The organism is Asticcacaulis sp., from assembly GCF_047605585.1.
In the GTDB taxonomy this organism is placed as follows: domain Bacteria; phylum Pseudomonadota; class Alphaproteobacteria; order Caulobacterales; family Caulobacteraceae; genus Asticcacaulis.
On the sequence record NZ_JASGFK010000002.1, the window covers coordinates 68,355 to 85,204 of the forward strand.

A 16,850-nucleotide genomic window follows, 5' to 3' on the forward strand; every position below is an offset into this window, starting at 1 on the left:
ATACCTAGATTTCCTGATTGTAGTCAGTTATTTCGGGATATTTGGCCAGGCGCGGCTTCACTTCCTTGCGGAACAGATCGCGCATATCATCTTCCGAGCGCAGGCTCTCGACCACGACCACCAGTTCCGGCTTGTTGGAGGAAGCACGGACCAGCACCCAGGAGCCGTCTTCGAGATGGACGCGGGCGCCATTGACCGTGATGACCTCGGTGACCTTGCGGCCGAGGATCGAGCCACCGGCGGCGAGCAGGTCCTCATATTCCTTAACGATCTTTTCCAGGATCTGGTACTTCACCTCGTCGGCGCAGTGCGGGCTCATGGTGAGCGAGGTCCAGGCGACCGGCAGGGCGTTCTTCAGTTCGGACAGGCTCTTGCCCGGATTACGGTCGAGCATGGCGAGGATCGCTTCGGCCGCCTTCAGGCCATCGTCATAGCCGCGGCCGATCGGCGGAGCCAGGAAGAAGTGGCCCGACTTTTCAAAGCCAGCCAGGGCCTTCAGTTCGTCGGTCTTGCGTTTGATGTAGGAGTGGCCGGTCTTCCAGTAGACGGTCTTGGCGCCATTCTTCTTGAGCACTTCGTCGGTGGCGTAGAGGCCGGTCGACTTCACATCGACCACGAAGGTGGCGTCCTTGTAGATTTCCGACAGGTCGCGGGCCAGCATCAGGCCGATCTTGTCGGCGAAGATCTCATTGCCCTCGTTGTCGACCACGCCGCAGCGATCACCATCGCCATCGAAGCCCAGGGCGACATCGGCGCCATATGCCTTCACGGCCTTGGCCATGTCGACCAGCATTTCGTGGTCTTCGGGGTTCGGGTTGTACTTCGGGAAGGTCGAGTCGAGATTGGTGTCGAGTTCGATGACCTCGGCCCCCATGGCGCGCAGAGTTTGCGGCGCGAAGGCGCCGGCCGTGCCGTTGCCGCAGGCGCAGATGACCTTCAGCTTGCGCTTAAGCTGCAGCTTGGAGGAGATGTCGTCCATATAGCGCTGCTGCACGCCCTCGACGCGGGTCAGCTTGCCGCCGGGGCGCTCGACGCCGAGGCCGCCCATGACGATCTCCTTCAGGCGGGTCATTTCCTCGGGACCGAAGGTCAGCGGCGCCTGGCAGCCCATCTTCACGCCGGTCCAGCCATTATCATTGTGCGAGGCGGTGACCATGGCAACGCAGGAGGCGTCCTGGTCGAACTGGGCGAAATAGGCGATGGGCGACAGACACAGGCCGATATCGATGACCTCGATGCCGGCCTGCATCAGGCCGAGGATCAGGGCGTTCTTGATATTGGTCGAGTAGGAGCGGAAGTCATGGCCGGTCACCAGCTTCGGCGTGACGCCGCGCTCGTGGATATAGGTACCCAGCCCCAGGCCCAAGGCCTGGATGCCCAAAAGGTTGATTTCCTTGCCGAAGACCCAACGCGCGTCATATTCGCGGAAACCCGTCGCCTTCACCTTGGCCTGGGTCTCATATTCATAGGTATTCTCGGCGATATCGGGCTTGGGCAGCAGCGTCATTTCAGGCAGGTCCTCAGATATGTAGGCACGGTATAGGCGTCCTATGCCACATCGAAAAGTAAAAATTCAAAGCCTCTCGGATCATGAGGCGATTGAGCAAGCTTACAGGAAGAAAGGCGCCAGGGCCGCGCGGGCGGCCTCACCCAGTTCCGGGTGTTTCAGGGCCAGGGCGACATTGGCGCGCAGGAGGCCGATCTTGTCGCCGCAGTCGTAGGTGATACCCTCATATTCCAGCGCGTGGAAGGTCTGGCTTTCCATCAGGCGGAACATGGAGTCGGTCAGCTGAATCTCGCCACCGGCGCCCTTTTCCTGCGAGGCCAGCAGCTCGAAGATTTCCGGCTGCAGGATATAGCGGCCGGAGACGATCAGGTTGGAGGGCGCAGTGCCTGGCGCGGGCTTTTCTACCATGCCGGTCATCCGGTTCAGGCGTCCACCCTGGGTCTCGATCGCGACCACGCCATACTGATGCGTCTGATCGTGCGGCACCGGTTCGACGACGATGATATTGCCGCCGACCTCATCATAGGCATTGATCGCCTGCTTGAGCGCGGAAACCTCGGCGTCCATGACCATGTCCGGCAGGATGACGGCGAAGGGTTCGTCGCCGATGACATCGCGGGCGCACCAGACGGCGTGACCGAGGCCATGCGGCTGCATCTGGCGGATAAAGCTCATCTCGCCGGCTTTGGGCAACTCGGCCAGCAGGCCATTCAGAATGGCGGTCTTGTTCTTGGCAGCGAGCTGCGCTTCCAGTTCAACCTGGTGATCGAAATAGTCCTCGATGGCGCCCTTGGCACGGCCCGTCACGAAAACGAAGTGCTCGATCCCCGCGGCCCGTGCCTCGGCGACCACATAGGAGAGGATGGGGCGGTCCACCACATTCAGCAGTTCCTTGGGCACCACCTTGGTGCCGGGCAGAACACGGGTTCCCAGACCGGCTACGGGAACAACGGCTTTGCGAACGCGCTTGTTTGACAAAAGAACCTCTGGTGTAACGTGGCTTTGGCCACCTGATATTATGTTTTCAGACAAGGGCGGGGACTCGATCCGGCGGGACGTTAGAGTGTCAACTCGAAAACAGCAACCGTTGGAATAGGCTTTCCCGTATTGTCACAAAAATTTATAGCCGCTGTTGTTGACTGAAATGTGTTAAAAAATAAGCCTGTTATGCGAAAATACGAATGAGTTGCCAAAAACACCGGGAATGGTGGGAGGGTAGCTTCTCATTTCAAAAATACCAGTGGCGGAGAATAATAAAAATAAATTTATTTAATCGCCGCGGCCTGCTTGCCAAAATGCATTTTGTAATATTTATTTCGCCGCAAAAGCAGCGAAAAGCCAGCGATTTTTGGGAGCGAACAATGGAACTGTCTATAGTCTTGCGAAGCGGGATTTTGCGTATCGGTGCGGCGGCCCTGTTACTGACGCCGGTTTTCGGCTTTGGCGTGGCCTCGGCGCACGAAACCCTGGGGCTTGAGGCGCCCAAACCCGAGGTGGCCATGACACCGCCGATGGGCTGGAATTCATGGAACAAGTTTGGCTGCAATATCGATGAAGCCAAGATTCGCGGTGTTGCCGATGCCATGGCCTCTTCCGGCATGAAGGACGCCGGCTATCAGTATATCGTCATCGATGACTGCTGGCAGAAGGATCGCGCGGCCGATGGCACCATCCAGGCCGATCCGGAGCGTTTTCCTTCGGGGATCAAGGCCCTGGCCGATTATGTCCATTCCAAGGGACTCAAGTTCGGTCTCTATTCCGATATCGGCGCCAAGACCTGTGGTGGCCGTCCGGGCAGCCGCGGATATGAATTTCAGGATGCGCGCACCTGGGCGTCCTGGGGCGTCGACTATGTGAAGGTTGACTGGTGCTACACCGGCTCCAGTGAGGCGAATTCGTCCTATACCATCATGGCCAAGGCGCTGCGGGCTTCAGGCCGGGATATTGTCTTTTCCATCTGCGAATGGGGCGATAACAAGCCGGAAGAATGGGCAGCGCCCCTTGGTCACCTGTGGCGTACGACCGGCGACATTCGCGATTCGTGGGATAAGGATGAGGGCTATAGCCATTCCTTCCTGTGGATTCTCGATCATAATGCCAATCTCTGGGCCAATTCCGGTCCGAACCATTGGAACGACCCGGACATGCTGGAGGTCGGTAATGGCGGCATGACCGATGTGGAATACCGCTCGCACTTCTCGCTGTGGGCCATGCTGGCCGCGCCGCTGATCGCTGGCAATGACCTGTCGAATATGGACAAGGCGACGGTCGATATCCTGACCAACAAGGATGTCATTGCCATCGACCAGGACAAGCTGGGCCAGCAGGCGCGTCGCGTGGCGCAAAATGGCGATGCCGAGGTCTGGGTGCGGCCCCTGGCTGGCGGCGATCGCGCCGTCGTGCTGTTTAACCGCTCCGCCGAGGCCAAGACGATCTCTGTGGATTGGGATGATCTGCAATGGGCGCCGGGCCTGAAGGCCAGCGTCAAGGACCTGTGGTCGAAGTCCGTAAAGAAGGGTGTCAAGGGCGGCTATGGTGCCGAGGTTGCACCACATGGCGTGGTGATGGTGCGGATTTCGCCGACCATTTGATGAGGGGGAAGCGCCGGATATCTCCGGCGCTTTTTACCGACGCTGATTGACAACCTGACGTGCGGCGTCCGGGATGCGGATATTTTCCAGCAGGGCGGTCATGCTGACCAGCCGTCCGGCGGGATCGTACACGCCGACCGTTGTACCTTTCGGCAGATACGGCCTGACGCGCTTCAGCAGGTACTCCGAAACGCTCACCGTGCCCGGCATGGAGCGAAAGCGTTCAAAATCCTTTTCCAACTGGGTGCGGCTGTTCAGGCCTACGGCCACATGCAGCCGGTCAACTGTCTTAATGTATTCAAGCAAATCACGAATATTGGACATAAACCTCTCCGGAATTACACGCGGATACTGGTACGCCTTTACTGGTGAAGAGGTTGGTTTTTAAAATAAACCTATTGTCCCCGCCCTCTTATCTGTTCAAAACTATGTCATAAAAGTAAAAAATTTATACCTACGCATAATTGTTGTGAATAGGGGCGATGTGTTGCCTTATAATACTCAGTCAATTTAAATTTTTGCGAATTATACTACTATTAAAGCGCGAAAGTCGCATAGATCATACGTTTCGCGAAATGTGATGGATCGTATGGTTATAATCGGTCAGCTCTCTTCATATTTGTAGTTATAATGCAAAGCATATGTTTGAAAGCTATCCCGTTTATGTAGATAGCCTGAGTAAACGGGCTGAGGGCCGTAAAACAGAATTTTCGTATTTGAAGTGGTTACATAATTTGAGGCTGGAGCCTCATTGGCACGTGACAGGCCAGGCAGAACTATAGGCGCACTCATCAATAATATGCGTCTCATAAAACATAGCCTTTGGATTTGTTTAGCCGGCTTGTGCTTTTTCAATAAAATTCAGCGATTCCAGCAGAATTTCTTCCGAAGCCTTGCGCGCGGTGGCGGCATCGCCTTTTTCGATGGCGACCAGTATGGCCTCGTGGGCATCGATATCGGCCATATGGCCGGAAATCTTGTTGGTCAGCTGGATCGACAGGTGCAGGGCATTGGTGATCAGCGGCTTCAGGCGCCAGAAAAACGGATTGCCCGAGGCCTTCAGTATGGCGACGTGGAAGTCGATATCGGCCTGGAGCGCCAGGTCAGACTGGCTGGCGTGGTCGATCATGGCCTGCAGACCCTCGCGGATGCCGGCAATGGCGCGCTTGTCCTGAAGTTCGGCCGCCAGGGCCGCTGCTACCGGCTCAATGGCCAGGCGCATCTGGGCGAATTCGCGGAAGATCTTGTTGGAGTAGGGGCGTTCCATCAGCCAGCGCAGCACGTCCGGATCGAGCAGGTTCCAGTTCTCGACCGGCTCGACGCGCGTGCCCTGGCGCTGGCGCGAACTGATCAGCCCCTTGGCGGAGAGCATCTTGACCGCTTCGCGCATGACCGTGCGGCTGGCGCCGAACTTGGCGCAAAGTTCGGCTTCGGTCGGAAAGCCGGTCTTTTCATATTCGCCGGTGACAATGGCCTGTCCGAGCGTGGAAAGGAGCCCGTAGGCGAGGCTGACGCCGAGTTCGGAACGCATGGAATCCGCTTTCTTGTATTTACATCCCTGTGGCCAGTCTGATCATGGGATTCGACCACCGGCTGTGACAGGTTACATAAAAAAGTATTATTTAAAATCGGAATCTTGAATTGGCGCTTGCCGATGGCTCCGCCGCTCATGTAAGACTTTTTCAAATATGACCGTAAAAATCGCAGGTAAAACTTTGCGATAAGAAGTGAAGCGGCAGGCTTTTGTTGGGAGCGAAGACATGAAAATCTTTAAACACATCTCACGCGGCGGGTGTCTGGTAGCGTTATCAGCCAGCGTATTGGGGCTCGCCGGCGCCCTGTCGGCCCAGGCGGCGACACCGATGCCGGAGCTGGTGCAGAAGAATGGCAAGTACGCCCTGATGGTCGATGGCGCGCCGTTTCTGGTATTGGGTGGGCAGGCCAACAATTCGAGCAATTATGAAGCGGCCTTGCCGAAGGTCTGGCCGGCGATCAAGGATCTGCACGCCAATACCCTGACCATGCCGGTGGCGTGGGAGCAGATCGAACCGGTTGAAGGCAAGTTCGATTTCAGCTTTGTCGATGCCCTGGTGACGCAGGCGCGTGAAAACAATGTCCGCCTGGTGATCCTGTGGTTCGGCACCTGGAAGAACACCGGGCCATCCTATACCCCCACCTGGGTCAAGACCGACAATAAGCGTTTCCCGCGCCTGACAAACAAGGACGGCACCACCTCCTATGCGCTGTCGCCGCTCTACGATTCGACGCGCGAGGCCGACAAGAAGGCCTATGTTGAACTCGTCAAGCACATCAAGGCGATCGATGGCGACCAGCACACCGTCATCATGCTTCAGCCGGAAAACGAGGTCGGGGTCTATGGCGCGGCGCGTGACTATTCGAAAAAGGCCGATGCGCTTATGGCTAAGCCGGTGCCGGCGGCGCTGCTGAAAAAGTACAACAAGAAATCAGGGGACTGGAACACGGTCTTCGGCAAGGATGCCGACGAATACTTCCATGCCTGGTCGATCGCCAGCTATATCGACGATATCGTGGCGGCGGGCGATGCGGTCTATCCGCTGCCGACCTATGTCAATGCGGCGCTGAAAGACCCGCTCAATCCGGACCAGCCGGCCGGCTCCTATGCCTCCGGCGGGCCGGTCTACAGCGTGATGGATGTCTGGAAAGCGGCCGCGCCGCATATCGAATTCCTGGCGCCGGACCTCTATACGCCGACCTCGCAATCCTATGAGGCGACACTGAACTGGTATGCCCGCAAGGACAATCCGCTCTATGTCGCCGAGAGCGGCAACAAACCGATCTATGCCCGCTACATCTTCTCGGTGCTGGGACGTCAGGGTATCGGTTTTGATCCGTTCGGCTTCGATTATACCCGTTATTCCAATCACCCGCTGGGCACGACCCTGGTCAATGCCGACATGGTGAAACCCTTCGCCACGGTCTACAAGCTGTTCGGCGGCATGGACCGCGAATGGGCAAAGCTGAGTTTTGAATCGCAGGTCTGGGGCGTGTCCGAACCGGATGACCATTCGGATCAGAAGCTGGATTTCGGCCCGAAGTGGAACGCCGTGGTCAGCTATCGCGAATGGCAGTTCGGTCTGCGCAAGTGGGACCCTGAAAACAAGAATGGCTTCCCGGAAGGTTCGGAAATCCCCAGCGGCGGCGTGGTCGTGGCCAGGCTGAGCGACAATGAGTTCCTGGTGGCTGGCCTGAATGCCCGCGTGACCTTCGGGGCCGGTGAGGCCAATGCGAAGAAGGGCATGTTGCTCGATCGCGTTGAGGAAGGCCACTTTGAAGACGGCAAATGGGTCTTCGAGCGCGTGTGGAATGGCGACCAGACGGATTACGGGCTCAACTTCACCGGCGAACCCGTGATATTGAAGGTCCGACTGGCGACCTACGAACAGTAAGCCAACGAACAGTAAGTAAGGGCGAAAAGCCCCCTCCGGCGAGACACGCTCGTCACCTCCCCACAAGCAGGGGAGGAGAAGATAATCTGGGAGAGTTGAGATGAAAGCAGCGAAGGTTCTGGCCTCGGTTTCGATCGTGGCCCTGATGATGTCGGCGGGCGCGGCCCTGGCCGGCAGTTACGAAAAGACCACCACCGGCATTGTCGTGAAGCCCGATACCGGCACCGCAAAGGAAGTCCGCCTCGAAGTGATGAGCGATTCCATCATCCATGTGCTGGCCACCGACGATCCGGCGCGCCAGCAGATGCCCTCCCTGATGACCATCGCCACGCCGGGCGGCGATTTCACGGTCTCGGAAACCAAGACCAGCGTCACCCTGAAAGCCAAAAAGGCCTCGGCCGTGGTCTCGCTGGAGACCGGGCTCGTCACCTTTTACAATGTCGATGGCAGGCCGGTCCTGACCGAGGCCGCCGCCAGTATCACGCCGGTGACGGTCGAAGGCCAGTCATACGTCGCGACCCACGCCCAGTTCAACCGCGGCACGACCGAAGGCTTCTATGGCTTGGGCCAGCATCAGAACGCGCAGATGGACATGAACGGCGAGGATGTGCTGCTCTCCCAGCACAACATGGACGTCGCCATTCCGTTCGTGATGTCGGACCGCAATTACGGTCTCCTCTGGGACAACAACTCGATCACCCGCTGGGGCAACCCGACGTCCTATGCCCTGTTCAGCCGCGATCTCAAGCTGGCCGCCGAGGATGGCACGCCAGGCCTGACCGCCAAATACTATGTCGATGGCAAGCTGGTCCTGACCCGCGTGGAAAGCGACATCAAATACCAGTACCTGAGCGATGTCGCCGCCAACTGGCCCACCGATCCGGCGCTTTCCAAGGAAGCGACCGCCGGCAAGAAGGTTCTGGTGGTCTGGGACGGCACCATGACCTCGGAGATTTCCGGCGTCCACAAGATGCAGCTCTATGCCTCGGATTATGCTGACCTGACCATAGACGGCAAGAAGGTGCTCAGCGTCTGGCGTCAGGGCTGGAACCCCTGGTATCACAATTTCGAACAGAGCTTCTCCAAGGACAAGCCTGTCAAACTGCATCTCGAATGGCAGCCCTCCGGTGGTATGGTGGCGATCACCCACAACAATCCGCAAGCCGTGGCCGATGCCCACTCGCTGCAGTTCTCGTCGGAAGCCGGCACGGGCCTCAACTACTATTTCATCGCTTCGGACAGCATGGACGGTGTCATCGGCGGCTATCGTCACCTGACCGGCCAGGCGCCGCTGATGCCGAAGTGGGCCTACGGCTTCTGGCAGTCGCGTCAGCGTTACGAGACGCAGGATCAACTGCTGGGCGTGCTCAAGACCTATCGCGACATGCAGATACCGATCGACAACATGGTGCAGGACTGGTTCTACTGGCCGGAAGACCAGTGGGGTTCGCATACTTTCGATCCGCAGCGCTTCCCCGATCCGCAGAAGATGGTCGATGAGGTGCATAAACAGAATGCCCACATCATGATCTCGATCTGGGGCAAGTTCTACGCCAATACCGACAACTACAAGGCCTTCGAGAAGAAGGGCTATATGTGGACGAAGAATGTCGAGGAAGGCCAGCTGGACTGGGTGGGCAAGGGCTATCTCAACAGCCACTATTCGCCCTATAACCAGGAAGCGCGCGACATGTACTACAAGCAGCTTCACGACACCCTGGTCGTGAAGGGCTTCGACGCCTGGTGGATGGATAATACCGAGCCGGACGTGCGCTCTAATACTTCGCCGGAAGAATTCGCCGCCCTGATCACCCCGACCCAGATGGGACCGGGCGCCATCGTCCATAACCCCTATGCCCTGATGAACACCAAGGCGATGTATGAAGGTCTGGAAAAGGACCAGCCGGATACTCGCCAGTTCATCCTGACCCGTTCGGGCTTCGCCGGCGTGCAGCGCAATGCCGCGGCGGTCTGGTCGGGCGATACGGCCGGGCGCTGGAACAATCTCTATGACCAGATCGCCGCTGGTGTGAACTTCTCGATGTCGGGCGTGCCGAACTGGACCCACGATATCGGCGGCTATGCCCAGGAAACGCGCTTTCAGGGCACTGACGTTGGTGGCCTGCAGGAAAACCGCGCTTCGGGCGGCACCGGCACGGCCGAGGACCTGAAGGAATGGCGCGAGCTGAATCAGCGCTGGTTCCAGTTCGGCGCCTTCTCGCCGCTGTTCCGTTCGCACGGCGAGGGCGTGAAGCGCGAGATCTTCGAGATCGCGCCGGCAGGCTCCGAGATGCGCGATAACATGATCTGGTTCGACAAGCTGCGCTATCGCCTGATGCCCTATATCTACGCCACGGCCTCGGACACCTACCACAATTCCGGCACCATTATGCGGGGCCTGGTGATGGATTTCCGCGATCCTCGCGTGAAAGATATCAAGGACGAGTACCTGTTCGGCCACGCCTTCCTGGTGGCGCCGGTGACCGAGTACAAGGCGACCTCACGCAGCGTCTACCTGCCGGCGGGACCCAACTGGTATGATTTCTATACCGGGGAACGTTATGTCGGTGGCAAGACGATCACCGCTAATGCGCCCCTGAGCCAGATGCCGCTCTATATCCGAGCCGGCGCAGTGGTGCCGATGGGACCGGTGACGCAGTATGTCGATGAAAAGCCGGACGCGCCCCTGACCATCGTTGTCTATACCGGCGCCGACGGCACCTTCAGCCTCTATGAGGATGACGGCGTCAGCAATGGCTATACGCATGGGGAGTTCAGCCGCATTCCGCTGAGCTGGAGCGAACGGACCGGGACACTGACCATCGGAGAGCGCACCGGCAGTTACAAGGGCATGTTGGCCAACCGGACCTTCCGCGTGCGCTTCATCCAGGCCGGCACCTCCACCAGCGGGGCGCTGGATGCCTTCGACAAGGAAGTGGCCTATTCCGGCGGCGCCGTGGTCGTGAAGCGCTGATAACGCCGATGTTTATTAACATCTTCGTGAAAAGGCCCGGTCATGGCACCGGGCCTTTTTGCGTTCGGCTTGTTTTCTGTTAGCGTGTTTATATATGTGAATAAGTGCCCGCGATGACGGGCATGGCATACCGTTTGAGTACTCTCTGAGGAAAGGCCGCTGTTCATGACTTCCGTTTCTTCCGGTGAATCCGATATCGCCCATATCCTGAAAGACCAGCCCTTTGTGGTGCGCAAGGGTGTCGAAACCCTCCAAAAGGTCTGGGCGTTCGGGACGCTGGAGGTCGTGTTTCCCGATGGCCGGCACATGACGCTGGAAGGCAGGGAAGCGGGGCCGACCGGAACGCTTCTGGTCAAGGACTTCAGTTTCATGAAGCGCGTCATGTCGTCCGGCGATATCGGTTTCTGTGATGGCTACCGCGAAGGGGAGTGGGATACGCCGGACCTGGCGGCCCTGCTGACCGTTCTGACCCTGAACAGCGAGAAGCTGGGGCAGCTCTTTACAGGCAATTTCATCACCCGGACGGTCAATCGCCTGCTGCATGCTCTGCGCAAGAACACGAAAACGGGCTCGAAACGCAATATTTTCGATCACTATGACTTAGGCAACAATTTCTACGATCAGTGGCTCGATCAGTCGATGACCTACTCCTCGGCGCTGTTCGAGGGCGAGCGTTTCCGCGAGCATAAGGATTTGGGCGCGGCCCAAACGGCCAAGTACGCCAAGCTGGCGAAGATGGTCGATCTCAAGCCCGGTCAGCATGTGCTGGAAATCGGCTGCGGCTGGGGCGGTTTTGCACAATATGCCGCCGAGACCGTCGGGGCGCGCGTCACTGGGGTGACGATCTCCCAGGCCCAGCATGACTATGCCGTCGAACGCATGAAGCGGCTGGGACTGGAAGACAAGGTCGAGATCGTGATGATGGATTATCGCGATATTAAGGGCCAGTTCGACGCCGTGGTCTCGATCGAGATGTTCGAGGCGGTAGGGGAAAGCTATTGGAGTACCTATTTCACCAAGCTGCACGATGTGTTGAAAAAGGGCGGCAAGGCGGGGCTGCAGATCATCACCATCGCTGACGAGATGTTCGAGGACTATCGCACACGTGCTGATTTCATTCAGAAATACGTCTTCCCAGGCGGCATGTTGCCCTCGGCGCAGAAGCTGCTGGAGCAGACTCAGGCGGCGGGCCTGAAAGCCATCTCCTCCTTCAAGTTCGGTGGTGACTATGCCGAGACCCTGAAACAGTGGGGGCAGCGCTTCGAGGCAGCGTGGAAAGAAGGCCGTATCAAGGGTTTCGACGGACACTTCCGCAAGCTGTGGCTGTTCTACCTGGCCTATTGCGAAGCCGGCTTCCGCACCCAGCGTACCAATGTGGTCCATCTGGAGCTTCAGCGCGCAGACTGAAGCTGAGCCGCCTGAGCGGAAAAAATGCCTTGCCGGGCCTCCGCAAGGACGTTACCAACGGCCTCTGTCTAATGACCAACGGCGAATCTGAATTCGGATTTGCCGGTCTGGGGGTCTGTTGCGCGATACGAATATGATCGAACGAGGGAAGGACGCGGCCGTCAGGGCTGGAGCGATTACCCTTGTGCGCCATGGTGAGCCGGCGTTGTCGCGCCGGGTCAAGCTGGACTGGCGCGGTTATGTCGAGTGGTGGGCCAGGTACGACCAGGTTGGTTTGCTGGAAGGCCAGACCCCGCCGCAAATTCTGAAAACATTCGCCCACGAAGCCCGCTATATCTTTTCTTCAACCTTGCCGCGTTCGATTGAAACCGCCGAAGCGGTGTGCGACGGCAAGGCGTTTACCTCGCTGGAAGCCTTGATCGAGGCACCTTTACCTCCGCCGCACCTGCCATCTTTTATCAAACTGACACCCAATTCCTACGCCTGGGGTTTCCTGGCGCGGATCTGCTGGTGGTATCTCAATATCCATGGCGATGTCGAAGGCCGCGAAGTGGCCAAGGTACGCGCCCGCAAGGTGGCCGAGTTTCTGTTTGACAAGGCCAGCGAAGGCGGTGACGTGCTGGTTCTGGCCCACGGTTTCTTCAATCTGATGGTCAGTATCGAACTGAAGAAAATGGGCTATAGAAAAACCCTGGAAGAGGGGTTTAAATACTGGGGGTGCCGCCGCTACGAACTAAGGAAGCGCAAATGACTGAAACCGCAGACCTCTCGTTTGAAGATGCGCTGAAGCAACTGGAAAAGATCGTTGCGGAGCTTGAATCCGGTCAGGCGCCTCTGGAAAAGTCGCTGGAACTCTATCAGCGCGGTGCCGAACTGAAGGCCCTGTGCGAAGCGCGTCTGGAAGCCGCGCGCCTTCAGGTCGAGAAGATTTCGCTGAACAAGTCCGGCGCCGTCGAAGGCGTCGCGCCTGCCGAGTTTGGCTAAGCCATGACCCTCATTGCCGCCAATTCCGACCTGCCGCCGCTACAGGCTCGCATGGCCGAAACGGCCGATCTGGTGACGATGGCCCTGGATGAACTGCTGCCGCGCGGCGAAGGCGCCGAAATGCGCCTGACCGAGGCCATGCGCTATGCGGCGCTCGGGCCCGGCAAGCGCCTGCGACCCTTCTTCGCCCTGGAAGCCGGACGGCTGTTCGATGCAGATGAAAACGCCGTCCTGCGTGCCGCCTGCGCGCTGGAATGCATCCATGCCTACAGCCTGGTGCATGACGACCTGCCGTGCATGGACGATGACGATATCCGCCGGGGTCGCCTGACGGTCCACCGCGCCTATGACGAGGCGACGGCGGTGCTGGCAGGCGATGCCCTGCAAAGCGTGGCCTTCGAGATTTTGGCGCACGAGGATACCCACGAAGACCCGCTGGTGCGCGTCGAACTGATCCGTATGCTGGCGGTCGCCTCCGGTGCACAGGGCATGGCCGGGGGCCAGATGATCGACCTGATCGGCGTGCCTGACGATCTCGGCGGCGTGGCGCGGATGCAGCGCCTGAAGACCGGCGCCCTGATCGTCTATGCCTTCCAGATTCCGCTGATCATAGCCGGCGCCTCCGACAAGGAAGGCGTGGCCCTGACACATTTTGCCCAGGATCTTGGCCTGGCCTACCAGATCGCCGACGATGTACTGGATGTCGAGGGCGACCCGGAGGAAATGGGCAAGGCGTCGGGCGGCAAGGACGCCGCCATGGGCAAGACCAATTTCGTCACCCTGCTGGGACTCGAAGAAGCCAAGAGCCGGGTGCGTATTCTGGCGGATCAAGCGAAGTCGCGTCTCGAGATTTTCGGCAGCCAGGGGCGCTACCTGCGTGACAGCGTGGATTTTGTGCTGAACCGGCGCGCTTAAGCCAATTTGCCGGTTTGTTCTTAGAAACCAATGGCTATTTTGCTGCAATGCGATTAAGACAGTTTCTATTACGTCAAAACTGTTTGCGCCCAATATAGTTCAGTTGAATGCCTGACACCCCCATTCTCGACACCCTGACCACACCCGAGGCCATTCGCGACCTGATACCTCTTCAGGTGAAGGCGCTGGCGGATGAGGTGCGCAGCGAGACCATTGACGTGGTGTCGAAGATCGGTGGGCACCTGGGGTCTTCGCTCGGCGTTGTCGAGCTGACCGTCGCCCTGCATCATGTTTTCGAGACGCCGCGTGATATCCTGATCTGGGATGTCGGCCACCAGTGCTATCCGCACAAGATACTGACCGGCCGCCGCGACCGCATCCGATCCTTACGCCAGGGCGGCGGGCTTTCCGGTTTCACCAAGCGTTCGGAAAGCGTCTATGACCCCTTTGGCGCTGCCCATGCCGCCACCTCGATCTCGGCCGCCCTGGGATTCTGTGCCGCGCGCGACCAGAAGGGCGACGACAACAACGTCATCGCCGTGATCGGTGACGGCTCGATGTCGGCCGGCATGGCCTATGAGGCCATGAACAATGCCGCCGAGACGACCAAGCACCTGACGGTTATCCTCAACGACAACGACATGTCGATTGCGCCGCCGGTTGGTGGCATGAGCGCCTATCTGGCTAATCTGGTTTCCGGCGGTGCCTATCAGTCCCTGCGCCGCTGGGGCAAGAGCGTGGCCGAGCGTTTGCCGCGTCCGCTGTTCGAGATGGTGCGCAAGTCGGAAGAGTTTTCGCGCACCTGGTTCACCGGCGGTACCTTTTTCGAGGAACTGGGCTTCTACTATGTCGGGCCGATCGATGGCCACGATATGGAAAACCTGTTGGCGGTGCTGAAGCGCGTCAAGGATATCAAAGACCGCCCGGTGCTGGTCCATGTGGTGACGCAAAAGGGCAAGGGTTATGCCCCGGCCGAAACCGCACCGGACAAGTATCACGGCGTGGCCAAGTTCGATGTCATTACCGGCGAGCAGTCCAGGCCCAAGGCCAATGCGCCGAGCTACACCGATATCTTCGCTTCGGAACTGATCAAGCAGGCACGCGATGACGACCGGATCGTCGCCATCACCGCCGCCATGCCTTCGGGTACCGGACTGGACCGCTTCGCCGAGGTCTTCCCGGCGCGCACCTATGATGTCGGGATTGCCGAACAACACGCTGTCACCTTCGCGGCCGGTCTGGCGGCGGATGGCATGAAGCCGTTCTGCGCCATCTATTCGACCTTCCTGCAGCGCGGTTACGATCAGGTGGCGCATGACGTCTCCTTGCAGAACCTGCCGGTGCGTTTTGCGCTTGATCGCGCCGGCCTGGTGGGGGCGGATGGCGCCACGCACGCCGGTTCCTTCGATATCGGTTATCTCGGCGCCCTGCCGAATATGATGATCATGGCGGCGGCCGACGAAGCCGAACTGGCGGCGATGATCGCCACGGCCGCGGCCTATGATGACGGCCCCTCGGCCTTCCGCTATCCGCGCGGCGAGGCCACAGGCATTGCCATTCCTGAGCGGTCCCTGCCGCTGAATATCGGCAAAGGACGTATCCTGCGCGAAGGTTCCAAGGTCGCGATCCTGTCGCTGGGTACGCGTCTGGGCGATGCGCTGAAGGCGGCGGATATGCTGGCGGCGCGCGGTTTATCGACCACGGTGGCTGATGCTCGTTTCGCCAAACCGATCGACAAGGATCTTGTGCTGCAACTGGCGAAGAACCACGAATGCCTGATCACAGTGGAAGAGGGCGCTATCGGTGGTTTCGGCGCGTTCGTTCTGCATTATCTGGCGGGCGAAGGCGCGCTCGATGCCGGCCTGAAAATCCGTACGCTTGTGTTGCCGGATATCTACCAGGACCACGATTCTCAGGCCAACCAGTATGCCGAGGCCGGACTGGACGCGGCGGGCATTACCCTGACGGCCTTGAAGGCGCTTGGGCTGGAAGATGCCCAGAGCCTGAAGCTTCTCAAGCGATAAGACATAAAAAGAGCGCTTCCGGGGGAAGCGCTCTTTAAGTTTTAGTTCGACAGAATGATCGAGGCGATCAGGCCGGTGGCGACAGCGGCCAGCACATAGTTGCCGTCGACTTCGCGCCACTCATAGCCCTTCGGCGGCTTGCGCAGGTTCTTGTGCTGGCGATAATCAACCTTCTGACCGCGGCCCCAGTCGGCCTTGTCCATCTTGTGGCCCTTCTTCCATTCCGGATGCGCCTTGTGGCCATTGTCATGGTGGTCCGGACCGCCGTTTTGTTCGGGGCGGCCGTTGTCATGATGGTCTTGCTGGGCAAAGGCGGCGCTGCCGAACGCCAGGCTGCCGGCGACGAGGGACAGGGCTGTGGCTGTGATAAAACGTTTCATGATAAAAAATCCTTGTATTGAACCCCGGAAACCAGGCTTTACCGCCGTGAACCTGAACCTTGCCTGAATATCATAAGCAGGCGATTGTTTTGCAAAGGGATATGTATAAAATTGCGGTATTTTGTTACTGCGGTGAAATGTGGTGTCAAAAAAGCGGCGCCCATTCAGGCGCCGCTTCCTTCAGTCTGGTTGGTAATCTAATAGCCGCCGTTCAGGACGACCGAGGCGATCAGACCGGTGGCCACCGCCGCCAGGACATAGTTGTCATCTACCCGGCGCCATTCGTAACCGCGGGGCGGTTGGCGCAGATGGTAACGGCGATAATCGACGTAGTAACCGCGATGCCAGTCATTGTAGGACACATAACCGCCGCGGCGCCAGTCGGAACGCTCGCGCCAGCCGCGGTGGTAGCCACGGTCATAGCCTCGGTCGTAACGACGATCGCCATAGCGATCGTGTCGGTCATAGTGGCGGTCATCATAATGACGGTCGTGGCCGCGATCGTAGTAGCGATCCGGTTGGGCCGAAGCCGCGCTGCTGATCGCGAATGTGCCTGCCATCACGGCCAGGGCCGCGGAAATCATAAATCGTTTCATGGCGATTTTCCTTCTTCTATCGCCCCCATGCTGAGCAGAATACC

The 16,850-nt window shown here is 58.8% G+C and carries 14 protein-coding genes; 8 read left to right on the top strand and 6 right to left on the bottom strand.

Going from position 1 to position 16,850, the window contains the following annotated elements; genetic code table 11:
- Positions 1-4 precede the first annotated feature (4 nt).
- Together QM647_RS06125 and QM647_RS06130 are read right to left on the bottom strand one after the other, a co-directional pair.
- Positions 5-1,507 (bottom strand): phosphomannomutase/phosphoglucomutase, encoded by a 1,503-nt coding sequence (locus tag QM647_RS06125; protein WP_414994621.1) that lies wholly within the window; start codon positions 1,505-1,507, stop codon positions 5-7.
- Positions 1,508-1,609: 102 nt separating this feature from the next.
- Positions 1,610-2,485, bottom strand: a complete 876-nt coding sequence (locus QM647_RS06130) for a UTP--glucose-1-phosphate uridylyltransferase (protein ID WP_414994622.1) — start codon at positions 2,483-2,485, stop codon at positions 1,610-1,612.
- Positions 2,486-2,868: 383 nt separating this feature from the next.
- On the opposite strand from QM647_RS06130, the gene QM647_RS06135 reads away from it, so the two are divergent.
- Positions 2,869-4,098 carry a glycoside hydrolase family 27 protein gene (locus tag QM647_RS06135; protein ID WP_414994623.1) on the top strand — a complete coding sequence of 410 codons (1,230 nt, stop codon included), beginning with the start codon at positions 2,869-2,871 and terminating at the stop codon, positions 4,096-4,098.
- 33 nt (positions 4,099-4,131) lie between these two features.
- On the opposite strand, the gene QM647_RS06140 is transcribed toward QM647_RS06135, so the two are convergent.
- Positions 4,132-4,422, bottom strand: a complete 291-nt coding sequence (locus QM647_RS06140; RefSeq protein WP_414994624.1) for a hypothetical protein — start codon at positions 4,420-4,422, stop codon at positions 4,132-4,134.
- A gap of 508 nt (positions 4,423-4,930) precedes the next feature.
- Entirely contained in the window at positions 4,931-5,629 is a 699-nt protein-coding gene (locus tag QM647_RS06145) for a FadR/GntR family transcriptional regulator (RefSeq protein ID WP_414994625.1), read from the bottom strand.
- Between the two features lie 229 nt (positions 5,630-5,858).
- On the opposite strand from QM647_RS06145, the gene QM647_RS06150 reads away from it, so the two are divergent.
- From QM647_RS06150 to dxs, 7 genes are all read left to right on the top strand, one after another.
- Positions 5,859-7,526 carry a DUF5597 domain-containing protein gene (locus QM647_RS06150; RefSeq protein WP_414994626.1) on the top strand — a complete coding sequence of 556 codons (1,668 nt, stop codon included), beginning with the start codon at positions 5,859-5,861 and terminating at the stop codon, positions 7,524-7,526.
- A 100-nt stretch (positions 7,527-7,626) separates the two neighbouring features.
- The gene (locus QM647_RS06155) at positions 7,627-10,500 is read left to right on the top strand and encodes a TIM-barrel domain-containing protein (protein ID WP_414994627.1); all 2,874 of its coding nucleotides are present in this window, start codon (positions 7,627-7,629) and stop codon (positions 10,498-10,500) included.
- Positions 10,501-10,665: 165 nt separating this feature from the next.
- On the top strand, positions 10,666-11,907 hold the full coding sequence (locus QM647_RS06160) for a class I SAM-dependent methyltransferase (RefSeq protein WP_414994628.1): 1,242 nt from the start codon (positions 10,666-10,668) through the stop codon (positions 11,905-11,907).
- Positions 11,908-12,025: 118 nt separating this feature from the next.
- Positions 12,026-12,658, top strand: coding sequence for a phosphoglycerate mutase family protein (locus tag QM647_RS06165; protein ID WP_414994629.1), 633 nt, complete (start codon positions 12,026-12,028; stop codon positions 12,656-12,658).
- The gene (locus tag QM647_RS06170; protein ID WP_414994630.1) at positions 12,655-12,891 is read left to right on the top strand and encodes an exodeoxyribonuclease VII small subunit; all 237 of its coding nucleotides are present in this window, start codon (positions 12,655-12,657) and stop codon (positions 12,889-12,891) included. The genes QM647_RS06165 and QM647_RS06170 overlap by 4 nt, the downstream gene beginning before the upstream one ends.
- Positions 12,892-12,894: 3 nt before the next feature.
- Complete coding sequence (locus QM647_RS06175) at positions 12,895-13,806, top strand: polyprenyl synthetase family protein (RefSeq protein ID WP_414994631.1); 912 nt, start codon at positions 12,895-12,897, stop codon at positions 13,804-13,806.
- A gap of 107 nt (positions 13,807-13,913) precedes the next feature.
- Positions 13,914-15,830: a 1-deoxy-D-xylulose-5-phosphate synthase gene (gene dxs, locus QM647_RS06180; RefSeq protein WP_414994632.1), complete on the top strand. Its 1,917-nt coding sequence runs from the start codon at positions 13,914-13,916 to the stop codon at positions 15,828-15,830.
- Between the two features lie 41 nt (positions 15,831-15,871).
- Here dxs and QM647_RS06185 read toward each other — a convergent pair whose 3' ends face one another.
- Together QM647_RS06185 and QM647_RS06190 are read right to left on the bottom strand one after the other, a co-directional pair.
- A complete protein-coding gene (locus QM647_RS06185; RefSeq protein ID WP_414994633.1) occupies positions 15,872-16,210 on the bottom strand; it encodes an RcnB family protein in 339 nt (112 codons plus the stop codon).
- Between the two features lie 197 nt (positions 16,211-16,407).
- On the bottom strand, positions 16,408-16,806 hold the full coding sequence (locus QM647_RS06190) for an RcnB family protein (RefSeq protein ID WP_414994634.1): 399 nt from the start codon (positions 16,804-16,806) through the stop codon (positions 16,408-16,410).
- Positions 16,807-16,850: the final 44 nt, after the last annotated feature.